This is a genomic window from Flavobacterium xizangense (assembly GCF_054075145.1).
This window is the reverse complement of sequence record NZ_JBSIPG010000216.1, coordinates 1-252: the sequence shown is the minus strand read 5'-3', so window position 1 is coordinate 252 and position 252 is coordinate 1. Positions and strand designations below refer to the sequence as shown.

Here is a 252-nt window from a genome sequence, read left to right as displayed (position 1 = left end):
TTTCCAAAAAAAGGTTCCATTCCGAATTCAAAAACACTTAACGGAGTACTTTTTCTAAAAGCAAAATTCCCGTAATGCGCCATTCTATGCGGATTCTTATCTGGATTTTTCAACCAGTCTTCTCTCGATTCGTGCTGGTATTTTTCGCTCGTTTCGTTTTGGCTTTTATAGTTTTCCCAACCCGAAAATGTGGCGTATAAAAGCAAAATGCCTATAAAAAGCGTGATAATAAAAACAGCGGCGTTTTTAAAA

At 36.5% G+C, this 252-nt stretch carries 1 pseudogene; it reads right to left on the bottom strand.

Features of this window, described 5'->3' with window-relative positions:
- Positions 1–252, bottom strand: a pseudogene (locus ACWA1B_RS23175) (ABC transporter permease); the annotation flags it as partial.